The 12,809-nt window shown below is 41.3% G+C and carries 10 protein-coding genes and 2 riboswitches; of the genes, 1 reads left to right on the top strand and 9 read right to left on the bottom strand.

The genetic code is table 11. The features are described 5' to 3' along the window. Positions 1-4 precede the first annotated feature (4 nt). A complete protein-coding gene (locus tag K6V30_RS20735; protein WP_055269026.1) occupies positions 5-640 on the top strand; it encodes a 4'-phosphopantetheinyl transferase family protein in 636 nt (211 codons plus the stop codon). Between the two features lie 201 nt (positions 641-841). Here K6V30_RS20735 and K6V30_RS20730 read toward each other — a convergent pair whose 3' ends face one another. From K6V30_RS20730 to K6V30_RS20690, 9 genes are all read right to left on the bottom strand, one after another. Continuing rightward, positions 842-1,069: a (4Fe-4S)-binding protein gene (locus tag K6V30_RS20730; RefSeq protein WP_022301516.1), complete on the bottom strand. Its 228-nt coding sequence runs from the start codon at positions 1,067-1,069 to the stop codon at positions 842-844. 11 nt (positions 1,070-1,080) lie between these two features. Continuing rightward, on the bottom strand, positions 1,081-1,383 hold the full coding sequence (locus tag K6V30_RS20725; protein WP_010538744.1) for a GNAT family N-acetyltransferase: 303 nt from the start codon (positions 1,381-1,383) through the stop codon (positions 1,081-1,083). Positions 1,384-1,488: 105 nt separating this feature from the next. After that, a complete protein-coding gene (locus K6V30_RS20720; RefSeq protein WP_010538743.1) occupies positions 1,489-2,865 on the bottom strand; it encodes a tryptophanase TnaA in 1,377 nt (458 codons plus the stop codon). Positions 2,866-3,173: 308 nt separating this feature from the next. Continuing rightward, positions 3,174-3,986, bottom strand: a complete 813-nt coding sequence (locus K6V30_RS20715) for a DUF4465 domain-containing protein (RefSeq protein ID WP_055269025.1) — start codon at positions 3,984-3,986, stop codon at positions 3,174-3,176. Between the two features lie 38 nt (positions 3,987-4,024). Continuing rightward, positions 4,025-6,013: a YncE family protein gene (locus K6V30_RS20710; protein ID WP_055269024.1), complete on the bottom strand. Its 1,989-nt coding sequence runs from the start codon at positions 6,011-6,013 to the stop codon at positions 4,025-4,027. A 24-nt stretch (positions 6,014-6,037) separates the two neighbouring features. Further along, positions 6,038-8,083, bottom strand: coding sequence for a TonB-dependent receptor plug domain-containing protein (locus K6V30_RS20705; RefSeq protein ID WP_055269023.1), 2,046 nt, complete (start codon positions 8,081-8,083; stop codon positions 6,038-6,040). Positions 8,084-8,266: 183 nt separating this feature from the next. After that, positions 8,267-8,472: riboswitch (cobalamin riboswitch) on the bottom strand. A gap of 60 nt (positions 8,473-8,532) precedes the next feature. Further along, a complete protein-coding gene (locus K6V30_RS20700) occupies positions 8,533-9,381 on the bottom strand; it encodes a hypothetical protein (RefSeq protein ID WP_022301514.1) in 849 nt (282 codons plus the stop codon). A 14-nt stretch (positions 9,382-9,395) separates the two neighbouring features. Further along, on the bottom strand, positions 9,396-10,736 hold the full coding sequence (locus K6V30_RS20695) for a DUF5074 domain-containing protein (protein ID WP_055269022.1): 1,341 nt from the start codon (positions 10,734-10,736) through the stop codon (positions 9,396-9,398). 20 nt (positions 10,737-10,756) lie between these two features. After that, positions 10,757-12,133, bottom strand: coding sequence for a DUF5074 domain-containing protein (locus K6V30_RS20690; RefSeq protein WP_055269021.1), 1,377 nt, complete (start codon positions 12,131-12,133; stop codon positions 10,757-10,759). 346 nt (positions 12,134-12,479) lie between these two features. Beyond that, a riboswitch (cobalamin riboswitch) is annotated at positions 12,480-12,688 on the bottom strand. Positions 12,689-12,809 lie beyond the last annotated feature (121 nt).

The following is a 12,809-nucleotide window of genomic DNA, read 5'->3' as shown; positions in this document are numbered from 1 at the left end:
GAAGATGGGATTGTTTTTGCAACATAAAACGAAAGATATACACTGGGCTATTTGGAAGATGGAAGAGTCTCAGGAAAGCTTATTGACTCTTCTTCCTGCTTTCCGGAGAATTTCTTGTGAGCAAGAGATGCAGCGTTTTACTTCAGAACGCAGGAAAATGGAGTGGTTATCTGTTCGTGTGCTTCTATATTCCATGTTGCAGGAAGATAAAGAGATTATCTATTCATCTGAAGGGAAACCTTCTTTGGGTGATCATTCTTTTTTTATCAGTATTTCGCATACCAAAGGATATGTGGCTGTGATACTAAGTCCGATTGCTCCTGTGGGTATCGATATCGAACAATATGGTCATCGTGTAAAAAGAGTGTATGATCGTTTTATCCGTCCTGACGAACAAGTAGAACCATATTTGGGAGATGTAACCTGGAGTATGCTGTTACATTGGTCGGCAAAAGAGACGATATTCAAATCAATGGAGAATGCAGACGCTGATCTCCGGAAACTTTGTTTGTCACACTTCGTTCCTCAGAAAGAGGGGACATTTCAGGTACAGGAATATGCTACGGAACAACAACAGTCGTTTGCAGTGGGCTATCGCATCTCTCCGGATTTTGTTCTGACTTGGACTATCATCAAATAACTGAGAATTAATCAATAAAACATAGTGACGCTATCCGGTTGGTATACTGTCACTATCTCTGTAGGATGGCGTCACCATCGTCACATGATAGCGTCATTATGTTTGTTGTGCACTATTGCCGTTTCGGGACTTGTGATTGCATATTGAAAAACGGTGAATAATGAGTGGTTGTTCCCCAAATTATTCACCGTTTATATCGGATTACTTATTATCTTTTTTATTAAGCCTGTAGCTTAATGCTCCTGACGGACATTTGCTGATTTGTGCAATTAATTCTTCCGTTGTCGCATTTTCAATTTGTACCCACGGTCTTTCTTTCGGGTGATATACATTGGGTAACATTTTTACGCATATTCCGGCGTGCTGACACATTTCCGGCTGCCATATGATGGTTAATTCGCCATTTGTGTATTCTACTTTCTTTCCCATATTTTCTACTTTTATTTAATATGAATACCACGCATTACTATTCGTTTCCATTCCGGATGCTTATGGATATATCCGGCTACAAATGGGCAAAGGGGTACCAAACGTAAACCTTGTCGTTCAATATCTGACAATACTTTTTCTGCAAGTTGAGAACCAACTCCCTTGCCTCCAAGAGAGGCGGGGACTTCAGTATGAACAAGGTAAATTTCTCCATTGTTTGATTTTATATAGTCTATTTCGGCTATTTTGTCATCGATTTGAAATTCATATCGATGTTTCTCTTCGTTATCTATAAGTTTATAATCTTCTGCCATAATTTTTACGTATTAAGTTCAATTGATTATAATATAAACACTTGAGAGTTGATTTTGTTTATATGGATTATCGTCCTTGCTTATGCTGATGATTCCTTTTTGCTGCTATGATAATCGTTCTAATTGAACTGTAAAATGGCGCATGAGAGGAGCTTCCCAGACGATACGAACTCCATGAGTAATAGATTCTCTTCGTTCATATACATTTCTGAGGGCGGCGGCTATTACATTCATATGGTTGTCGGTATACACTCTGCGAGGGATGGCAAGCCGGAGTAAATCGAGTCCGTTAAAGCGATTCAGGTGAGTAACCGGGTCGCGGTCAGCAAGGATGTATCCGATTTCGCATCCACGAATGCCGGCTTCCAGATAGAGTTCGACTGTTAATGTCTGTGCCGGAAATTCTTCTTTGGGGACATGTGTCAATACTTTGGATGCATCGACAAAGATGGCGTGTCCTCCGGCGGGGCGTTGATATGGAATTCCATATTCATCCAGTTTTTTGGCCAGGTATTCTACTTGTTTGATACGTGTTTCCAGATTATCGAATTCTGTATTCTCATCCAATCCGGTGGCAAGGGCATTCATATCCCGTCCGTTCATTCCTCCGTAGGTGAGGTAGCCTTCGTATTGCACACAAAAGCCTTTGGCACCTTCGTACCACTCTTTAAGTCGGGTTGCAATGAATCCTCCCATATTGACGATGCCATCTTTCTTGGCACTCATGGTCATTCCGTCGGCAAGATCGAACATCTCCCGTGTGATTTCTTTTATTGATTTCTGCTGATAGCCGTTTTCACGCATTTTAATGAAGTAGGCATTTTCTGCGAAACGTGCGGAGTCGAAAAGTACCGGTTTGTTATATTTATCAGCAATGGTACGAACCTCACGCAGGTTTTGCATGGATACAGGTTGTCCTCCCGCTGTGTTGTTGGTAATGGTAACTATGATAAAGGGAACGTGGTCAGCATGCTCGCGTAATACTTTTTCCAGTTTTTCCGGATCAACGTTTCCTTTGAAGGGAATTTCTAGTTGAGTATCTTTGGCTGCATCGATGGTACAATCCAATGCGATGGCATGACGTCCTTCGATATGCCCTTTGGTGGTATCAAAATGTGAGTTGCCGGGTACAATGTCTCCATCGTGTACGAGATAGGAGAAAAGGACATTCTCTGCTGCTCGTCCCTGGTGGGTAGGGATTATATATTCGAATCCTGTGAGTTTCGTGATTGTATTCTTTAGGTTGAAGAAGGAGGTAGCGCCTGCATAGCTTTCGTCTCCCAGCATCATAGCTGCCCATTGGCGGTCGCTCATAGCTCCTGTTCCGGAATCAGTGATAAGGTCGATATAAACTTGTTCTGATTTGAGTTGGAAGACATTGTAATGTGCTTCTTTGATCCACTGCTCGCGTTCCTCGCGGGTACTTTTTCTGATGGGTTCTACCATCTTTATTTTCCATGATTCGGCAAAAGGTAACTCCATTGTTGTAGATTTTAGATTTTGTCCGACTAAAATAGTAAAAGTAGGTGTAATAAGCAAACTTTTGATGACTTTTTGTTAATGTAGAGCAGGGAGATCTTGTTTGAAAGATTTGGTAAGATAGATTACAAAAGTGAGTTTATGATGAAAAAAGAATCAGGCTTCATCATTTGAAGTCTGATTCTTAAAATTATGTGTTCTGTTTGATACAATCATATGTCCTGTCTAGTATGATTATACGCTCTATTGGGTAATCATTCGTTTTATTTGATATAATCGAGCGCCCGTTTGTACTCAATCAAACAGTTGTTTTAGTCTTCAATAAGAGTGATGCCATCAAGGCAGAAATAAGTAGGAGTCATGGGCCCCCAATCATTAACTTTCGTTGAGATCATTGTAAATTTTAAGCCATTGGTTTCTCCAAGTGCTGTAAGATCTACCCATTTCCATGTTGTTAGAATATTCGTTCCTTCTGCTAAGTCACATTCCACCATTTTAGTTTTGTCAAAATTGTGTATTTTTAGTTTAAATGAGTCATTAGCTTCAAATTTGTCTAGTCCACTAAAAATAGAGCTACCTTCTTTCATACTCTTGTAAGCATATACACAATTAGTTACATATAGACCTTTTACTTGATAATCTTCTGTTTTATTTGGATTTTCATTGTCTTTGAATCGTATTGATACTTCTTTGTCGCTGTTTGAACCTACTTTATATCCGGCAGCACCCACAACAACATATGTATTGCTACTTACTCCTTTTTTAGGAATTGCACGATAGTCATATACAGAGAAGTCTGGACAATCGTTTATTGTACAGTTGGTGAATGCAAATCCATCGGAACCAAATCCATAAGAGTCAGACGAAATACAATCAAATTCGAAAATCTTACTATTGTCTGTCAGGAGAGTTTGGAAATAATTAGTGGTATAAGTTGTACCTTGATCTTCATAACTACTTGACCAAGTATCAATAGGATTTTCTACATCACCTAAATCAAGAGTATGAGTTTCATAGCTTGGCAAATTTAGTACATATGTTTTAGGACCATTGTCCTTGTCATCGTCACTACATCCACAAAAAATAAATGTGGATATCGTTAAAAGTAAAAATAATTTCTTCATGTTTCTGCTTTAATTTAAATTGTTGATTATTTAGTTGATTACTTCTCAAAATGTAAATCTTCTATTGTCATGATTTCTGTTGATATTTCTCCTGTCCAGCCTACATTCTGGTTTACAGCTGTATATATTCTAATGAAATCAATTTCATCCAATGCAACTGGTCTCCCATTTTGAGTTACTGCCCAGTCGATTTTAAATTGACAATGTTCCGTATTATAAGGATGATTATCTGCATACCCCCACGGATAACAGTAGCCTACCCATGTACCTCCTTCATTTACCGCATTATCTTTCAAGCGTGTTCCACGGAAGGTTATCTCATCTTCTTCTATCCAATTCGGATAATAAGAATCTTGTTGATGGTAGGTGTTTCTATAAATATAACCTTCTCCTCCCTGATTATCGGTCCAACGGACATCTCCATTAGCCGGTTGAGGTCGGTGATAAGTTATTTCATAACCACGTGTTTCCGTATCCTTTCCATATTCGCTCCCTGCCAGTTCGTACCATTCATCATCGGGTAATCCGTTTCCGTTTACATCTTTTGAAACCAAAACGATGCCCGGTTCGGCACTTCCTCCTAGAGCTCCCGTACCGGTATTTTGATTGTAGGAAGCATTACCCAGAATCTTGAAATCATATTCCCCTTTGATATTGCGTATTGGCTGATGGAAACCTACGGTGATTGTCCCGCCGAAACCGCCTAGGGAAATAACTGATTTCTTTTTTAGCTTTTCAGTCGCACGTTCCAGGACTTGTTCGGCAGAAAAGCCGTCCTCATAAGCGGAAGTTGTAGTATTTATAAACTGTCCGGGGGCAGGCATATACTCTAATACTTTGTTGGCAAAGGCGGAAGGAGCATTCGGGTCGTCCGGAATATCACTTGCGTCGTTTTGTGAAGCTTTATCACTGAATACAATTGTATTGGGATTTAAACCTATTTCATTCAGGCGATATTGAAGTTGTCCCTGCTGGTTGAAACAGAGGACATCCCCTTTGATGGTATAATTGTAGGCTTCCGTAATATAAATATTTCCGCTGAAAGGGTTTGTCTGGATACTGAAAGGAGTTTGAATGATTGTTCCATCCGTGATGAAGTTGTCTCGTATTACAGTTCCGGTAGTGAGGTCGAAAACTTTGATAGCAGAGGCTTTTGTCTGATAGTCGTATGTGTATAGATAGGCAATGGGGCCGTCGATTGTAAAGCTTAAAGCCTTTTCATCATAAGTGTTGGTAACAACATCTGTGCGACTGTCGATTCGTACCAGATGATAATCGCCGGCTTCGATGTCGGCACCCTGTGTTACTACATATACTGCATCTTCCAGTCCCGGAAGTATTTTCCCCGGATTGGGACCGACTTCGATTTTCTTGGTTTCTTTGAAAGTCGTGATGTCAATCACTGATACGGTGTTATCCACACCCGGGCCGGAATAATCCAGGCTGCCTGAGTTGGATACATACAGTTTGTTATTTTGCACACAGATATCGTCCGGGTTTCTTCCTGCTGTAATAATGGCTTCTATTTCCAGTGAAGTAGTATCAATTCTGGCTACTGTTCCGTCAAAAGAGCATACGTATGCCTTGTCTTTATCGAAAGCTATCGAACGGGGCTGGCGAGAACTGCCGTTATCACGCAGCATTTGTATTTGACGGATTGATTTTCCGGTCGTAAAGTCTATTACTTCTACGGTACTTGATACATTGACTACGATATATATTTTATTGCCATAGATAGCCATGTCATTGGCGGTATCCCCTAATCCCCGTTGGTTGTTTGCACTGAAATAATTGCTGGTACGTTTCTGCTGATTGAAAGAATAGCGGGCCAGTGAGCTGTTGTTCTGATTGAATAGTCCTTCGCTTAGAATATACATTTCCGCTGTGCCGGTTTCGTAGACGTCTCCGCTTTCTCCGGGCACCAGGCTGGGCTTGTCCTCCAAGTCATCACAGGCGATGAGGAAGAACAATAAAAGGGATAAATATTTCCCTGATTGATATATATTATAAAGTATGCTTTCTTTCATACACAAAGTTTAATGGCTCCATTATTAATATCTGACTCCTACCGTGACTCTGAAAGATCGTCCCGGCATGGGGAAGTTCTTTACAATCTCGTAATTCTTGTTCAGTAAGTTCAGCACTTCTACGTTTAATGATGCTGTGACATTCCGCATCTTAAAATCTCTGCCGGCAGAGAGGCTGTGATCGCTATAGCTGTCCAAACGGTTATCACTGATATTCTGTCCGAGCATGTACCGTTTGCCCGAGAACAGGAAGGAATAGGACAGATTCACCCAGGGAGTTTCTATTCCGGCATGTCCGGATGCGGAAACTCTGGGGGTATAGGCTATCTGATGTTTGTAAACTCTTCCTTCAGGAGTGTTAAGATCAGAGTTGGTCACATCCAGTGCCCGTTGGTAGGTGTAGTTGCCGGAGAGGTTAATTCCGAGCTTCTGCCAAGGTTGCAGGTTGATACTGGCTGTTGCATCTATTCCTTTTATATCTACCTTGCCGAGATTGAGCATGCTCCAGGTGAATAAATTCTTGGTTGGAACAGCTATAATCTTGTCGGTCACTTTATTATGATAAGCGTCTACAGTAGCCGAAATATAAGGTATAAAGTCATTTATTTCTTTACTATAGGTGATGCCTATGTTATACTGAATGGCATTCTCCGGTTTTAAGTTGATATTTCCCGTCTGGCTGTAATATAAATCGTTGAAACTAGGCAGGCGGAAGATGTCTTTGTAGAAAAAGCGGAACCTGAGTTCTTCATTCTCAAAAGGTTTGATCGAGGCGCTGACATTGGGAGACAGTTTCCGGTGATTGCCTGCACTCCCTCCGCTTTTGGCTTTTTCATTGATGACGGTTGCCAGGGCAGAGGCAGATAATGTCACCCAGTTATTCATGTATTTTCCGGCAAAGGCAGTCAGCCATGAGTACCGGGTAGGGGAGACAAAGTTATTTAAATTGGCATTCATTGTGTTGATGCTTCCGTCGGTCGACAAGGAGAAAGAGAGATTGTCCAGCATCCGGTAAAGAGTGGAGGCAGACAGGTAGTACTCTTGCTGGTAATAGCTGTTATTGATTTCCTTTGCCGCTACGGTAGGATTCGGGTCTTGGTAGTTCTGGTAACTCCAGTTCCATTTGGCAGATGTCTGAAATACCCATTTCCTGTTGAATTCTTTCTTGTATTGGCTTTGGATAAATGTATTTTTGTCTCGTAGATGTTGCAGGGCAAAGTCGTAATACAGGGTTGTCGCATTGGGCAAGCCTCGTGAAGACTGGTAATAGTAGGCTTTCAGTTTCCACTGTTCTTTGTCGGAGAAATTGCCGTAGATGCCTACTTCTGCACGGAGATTTTGTACATCGGTGTTGTGACGTTTCTCTTTGCTGGTTTGCATGTCTTCGCCGTTTCCGTAGTGCAGGATAAATGGATAATGACCGTCTGAAGACATCCATTCTCCATTGGCAGACATGCTCCATGTATTAGTGAGTTGTCGTTCCAGTAAGAGAGAAGGGTTTACTAAGCTCCATGAACCGGTTTTGAATTCGGCTGCCATATTGGTCTGCTTGTGGGCAGAGAAATACGGAGTGGGTGTTTGTATGTTCAATAATCCGGCGGAGGCAAAGGTACGGGCAGGTTGAAAAATATTATCTCCTTGTCCGTTGTGGAGTGAAAGGCGGTCGACGTTATTTAAAGAGAAACGTCCGATGTCTATTTGTCCGGTCTGGCAGTCGCTGATAGTAATACCGTCATAGGCTACAGCGGTGTGTTGTGCTCCTAGGCTTCGTATAGATACGGTTTTCAGCCCTCCGATACCTCCATAATCTTTCACGGTGACTCCGGCGAAATGCTTTACTGCATCCGATACTTGCAGTACATGCAGATTTTTGAGTTCCTCTTTTGAGAAGATTTGTTCGGGAGTGGTGGAGCGGACTTCCCGGGTCTGATAAGGGTCGGAGACCGTTATTTCGGGGATCGAATAAATATGAGTGGTGTCTACCTTTTGCTTTTGCGCAAAAAGTGATGTAGAAAGGAGCAGGCAGCAGAGTACCGCATATATCGTTTTACAAAATGTTCTCTCTTCCATTTTATCTTTGTCGTCCACCTCGTTTTAATTAAAAATGTCCGGGCGAACTCACTTCGACCGGACATCATAATAAACTTGGCAGAGTTTATTAGTTTGTACACACTTTCTCTGAATCAGAGTGGTGAATGAAATGATGGACGAAATGTCCGGCTCATTAGACTCAACGCTTTTTCCTCGAAAGCAGTGAAACGAGTTTGCATGGTAGGTCTTCTGACTTGTTCTTATTGCGAGCGCCTTCCCGGACTTTGCTTTCCAGTGGCTAGAAGTCGTTGCTCACAACATAATATACGAACTTACAGCAGCGGGACTGTTCAGGACTTGCACCTGATTCCCTTTTAATCGCTCCCCTCGTGCATGAGAGTTGCAAACCAATGCGCGACAAAGATAGAGAGTTTATTTGTCTTTTGCAAGAAAGGAGCGATAGTAAATCCATGATCTCTAATTGTTTTCTAGAATGCCTTGAAGCCCAATACTTCGGTAGAGACTTCACCGATTGACTCTACATTCTTCAAGATGGCACTTTGCACTTTCACGAAGTGGATACGATCCAGCTTCACGGAGTTGCCGTTTGAATCGATTGCATCGTCCAGATCAAACTGGTTATAGCGGTAATTGCCGTTGTCGTCTTTTGCCATATCGCTTCCCCAGTTGTCGGCATATCCTTTGCCGAAAGACTGGTTCTTCCATTTACCGCCTTCCAGTACGGTACGTGGTTCAAGCATGCTTCCGGTCAGTGTATAAGAGTCTTCTTCGATCCAGTTGGGATAATACATTTGAGCATGATATTGAGAGAGATACTTGATGACACCTTTCTCTCCTTCGCTATCTTCCCAAGGAATGTCTCCTATTTCGTCAGGTCTGAAATAGGTAACGGAGTAATCCCGTGTCGGATTGTCGCTTCCTTTAAGTTCGTACCAGACATCGTCTGCTTTTCCGTTACCGTTAGCATCTTCCGATACCCATACGATGCCGGGTTCCGAGCTTCCGTCAAAAGGATTGCCAATGATACCAAAGTCATATCCTTTGCGGTTCTTGATCTCTTTCGGCATTTTGACGGTGATATATCCGCCAAAAGATCCGAGAGAAACATAGTTTTTCTGCTTGAAGCGTTGCTCTGCATAGGCATTTGCTTCTTCCATCGTCTGGCAGTTGAAACCCTCGTTAATGAATTGTCCCGGTGCCGGGCAGTATTCCAATACTTTGAGTTCATTTGTTTCTTCTGTGATTTCCTCGTCTTTGTTGCACGAAGTGAATATAACAGTTGTCATTACTGCTAAGATGTACCAATGTTTTTTCATTTCCGAATGCTAGTTTAGTTATTAAATAATACGTGAGAAGGAGAACTGCTACCACAGTCTACGGAATAGTTTAAGGAGCCGTCTTTATTGTAAACGGTAATCGTATACTTCGATTTCTGGTTATAAACTACGTATAACTCTCCGGTTTGTTGATTAAGTTGTGGAGTGGCAGTAATGGAAGATTTTAATTTGTCCACTGCAATAAAGGGTTGACTCAATGAATTGTTTTCACCTATTACATATTTGTATATAGCACCATCATTGGATACAATGTAGATTATGTTTTCACTTTCAGATGCTACCATACCGATGGTAGGTGTAGAGTAAGAACTTTTTGCCGGCTGGAAAGCCAATAATGTTTTTTCTACGGTAAAATCCTTATTGATCTTCACGAGGTAATTTCCTTCACTGGTTGCTTCGAGTGTATAGGCATTGCCGTCTTTAGCCAGTACGAAATTAGTTTTCTGGTTTTGATTGATATCCAATGGTGTGGCGGTAGGTTCTTCTCCTTCTTTAGCGGCAAGCAATTCGTTTACATCGTAGGATTGTACTGGGGCGTCATCTTTATAAGTTTCATTGGACAATACTTTACCGTTGAATACTAATCCGTTATAGATGCTGAACATATACTTGTCCTTGATCTTGATATTGCTAAGTGATTTAAGATCAATACGATGTATACCGTCTCCTGTCACTAAAGCATATTGATCGTTCAGAATGGTCAGACCGTTCAGGTTGGCACCTACTATAGCAGAATTTTCATAATAAAGCGTTTTGGCATCAACGACAAAGAACTGATCTTTATTCGATGTACTGGTCTTTACCAGAACGTAGAACTTGCCATTGTAATTACTGATATTTGCATTGTCATAACTACCCATCCCTAAAGTTTTTCCGGCGTTCAGAGAGGAATAGCAATCCTTGTAGGTAACCTTCTTTTCCGTATCGTAGAAGTTGAATGTTCCGTCAGCCAGGTAAAAGAAACCTTTGGAAAAGTCATGGTTGGAACGAAAACTTGTATTCATTTCTACTTTTCCATACTTATTTGTGATAACACAGGTCAGATCTGCCCGACATGGATTATCGACCTGATAAGTAAATGTTTGTTCGGTAGAGATCTCTTTTCCATTGAGAAGCCATGAATATGTAGCGTCTTCGGGATTAAGTAATTCCGGAGTGATTTCTAATGTTTCTCCTAGTTCCAGCACCTGGTCTTCGGTTGGGAATGTCCCTTTTAATACGTTTGGATAGTTTGCCAGATTGCCAAGATGCAGATCATCGCAATTGTCGTCATTACAGGCAGTAAATCCTACTGCAATACATGCTATTAATAAAGTTGTATATAACTTATTCATCTTGTTTCTAAGTTTTGCTATTAATTAAAAATAAAGGTAGCGGGGAAGTAGTAACCGTCGTAGGTTATTTCTGAAATCTTTTCTCCTGTTGTGGCATTGAATCGGACTATGAGATTTTTGTTATATTCGCTGGTCAGATACATTGCAAGCAATTCATTTGTTTGGGGATTTACACGGATACCTGCACCATAAAATCCATAACCGTCTTTGGTGTAAGTGGTGAGCGCTTCTGTAGGAGCAGGATTGTCAAACGTTGCCCGGTAGATTTTTCCTCCTGCGATATAGTAGAATGTGCCGTCTGAGGTTCCGCAGAAAGTCGCTTCTCTGTAGGCACCGAAAGAGGAGGACTCATAACTCGCATGTATCGGAGCTTTTTCGATAGTAAAGTCCGGCTTGATTTTTACTAAATTATTCTCACCATTAGTACTTTCGACTGTATAGAGATTGCCGTCCTTACATTCTACAAAACGAGTACCACCCGAGGTGGATACATCTATATTCTCGTAAGGAAATTGGTTCTTCCAATCATACTGAGATAGATCTCCGCACAAGGTTTTAATATCTATCTTATAAATCTTCTGGCCTTTTACGTTGAGCAGCAGTTTATCTTGATAAACAATTCCGCTACCGCAACCTCCCCAAGTACTGCCGGTGGAGATTCTTATTGCTTCAAATGTGTTTAAATCTATGCGGTAGAAGTCGCCGTTTGCCGTTACAACAGCATATTGATCGTTGACTGGTATAAATTCGTAGGCTTGGCGTCCGCTAGGTAACAATAGTCCTATGCTTTTTTCTGCATATAGAGTTTTAGGGTCTACGATTACTAACTGATTGTTTTGCTTGGAGCAGACGTATAACTTGCCATTCCACAAAGTGCCCGATTGTGATGTTACTCCTAATTCATCGCCGAAGTTCTGATTCTTGTAGCACCAATGCTCGATGCTGTTGTTGTCGTAGTTGTAGTATGAAATGCTTCCTGACCCATGTCCATACCAGCCCTCGTTAATAATGAAGCATCCTTTGGAGTAGTCAGCTCCCCGAACGGTCACTTTGTTTTCTAACGTAACTTTTCCCAGATCATTACTAAGTTCCAGGATAACTTTTGAACGTGACGGACGTTCGGCATTGAATGTGAATGAAGGGTCTGTAGACATGTCTTCTCCATTCTGATACCACTGGTAATATATATCCAGCGGACTGCTTGCTTTGGGGGAGTATACATATTTCTCTCCGACATTAAGTGTTAGATCTTCTTCCGGGAATGTACCGGCTTTTAAGGCAGGCAGGCCTTGTAGTTTTTCCAAGTGGTCGAGGTCACAGTCGTCTGTAGAACAAGACGCAATTACGAATGCCGCAGTTAAGAACAAAAGCGGCTTGAACAGTTGTTTTAAATTCATATTTTATTTATTTGATTAAGAGAATATTATATCACATGATATATAATGGATTTGCTTGTATGAGTAAATGGTTGATTGCATGACGTATATGGAGCTTTCATGACTTTCTGCTGATCGTAGAAAGTCATGGGATAGCGTTGGAGATGATGTAAACTTAAATATCTTTCCATATTAGCTAAATTCTTTTATTCATAAAAATGTCCGGGCGAAATCGCTTCGACCGGACATACATAATAAACTTGGCAGAGTTTATTAGTTTGTGCATACTTTCTCTGAATCAAAATGGTGAATGAAATGATAGACGAAGGTCCGGTTCATTAGATTCAACGCTTTTTCCTCGAAAGCAGTGAAACGAAATTACATGGCAGGTCTTCTGACTTATTCCTGTTGTGGGCGCCTTCCCGGATTTATTCTTTCCAGTGGCTGAGAGTGAATTGCTCACAACATTATTTTATTGGAACTTACAGCAGCGGGACTGTTCAGGATTTACACCTGATTCCCTTTTAATTGCTTCCCTCGTGTGAGGGGGCGCAAACCAATGCGGTGCAAAGATAGAGAGTTTATTTGTTTTCTGCAAGGAGGTGTTCTTTTTCTTTCATCTTGATACGAAAGAAAAAGGAATGCTCAAAGAACTGCCTCCGCCTAACGCTGAACAAACGAGGCGGGGAGACTTTGC

This window comes from Bacteroides faecis (assembly GCF_020091505.1).
In the GTDB taxonomy this organism is placed as follows: Bacteria; Bacteroidota; Bacteroidia; order Bacteroidales; family Bacteroidaceae; genus Bacteroides; species Bacteroides faecis.
This window is presented reverse-complemented; position numbering and strand designations above follow the sequence as displayed.

Coding starts and splice junctions, on each gene's coding strand:
- K6V30_RS20725 (WP_010538744.1), bottom strand. CDS start 1,383: ATGGCAGAAGATTATAAACTTATAGATAACGAAGAGAAACATCGATAT.
- K6V30_RS20710 (WP_055269024.1), bottom strand. CDS start 6,013: ATGAAAGAAAGCATACTTTATAATATATATCAATCAGGGAAATATTTA.
- K6V30_RS20720 (WP_010538743.1), bottom strand. CDS start 2,865: ATGGAGTTACCTTTTGCCGAATCATGGAAAATAAAGATGGTAGAACCC.
- K6V30_RS20690 (WP_055269021.1), bottom strand. CDS start 12,133: ATGAATTTAAAACAACTGTTCAAGCCGCTTTTGTTCTTAACTGCGGCA.
- K6V30_RS20730 (WP_022301516.1), bottom strand. CDS start 1,069: ATGGGAAAGAAAGTAGAATACACAAATGGCGAATTAACCATCATATGG.
- K6V30_RS20700 (WP_022301514.1), bottom strand. CDS start 9,381: ATGAAAAAACATTGGTACATCTTAGCAGTAATGACAACTGTTATATTC.
- K6V30_RS20695 (WP_055269022.1), bottom strand. CDS start 10,736: ATGAATAAGTTATATACAACTTTATTAATAGCATGTATTGCAGTAGGA.
- K6V30_RS20735 (WP_055269026.1), top strand. CDS start 5: ATGGGATTGTTTTTGCAACATAAAACGAAAGATATACACTGGGCTATT.
- K6V30_RS20715 (WP_055269025.1), bottom strand. CDS start 3,986: ATGAAGAAATTATTTTTACTTTTAACGATATCCACATTTATTTTTTGT.
- K6V30_RS20705 (WP_055269023.1), bottom strand. CDS start 8,083: ATGGAAGAGAGAACATTTTGTAAAACGATATATGCGGTACTCTGCTGC.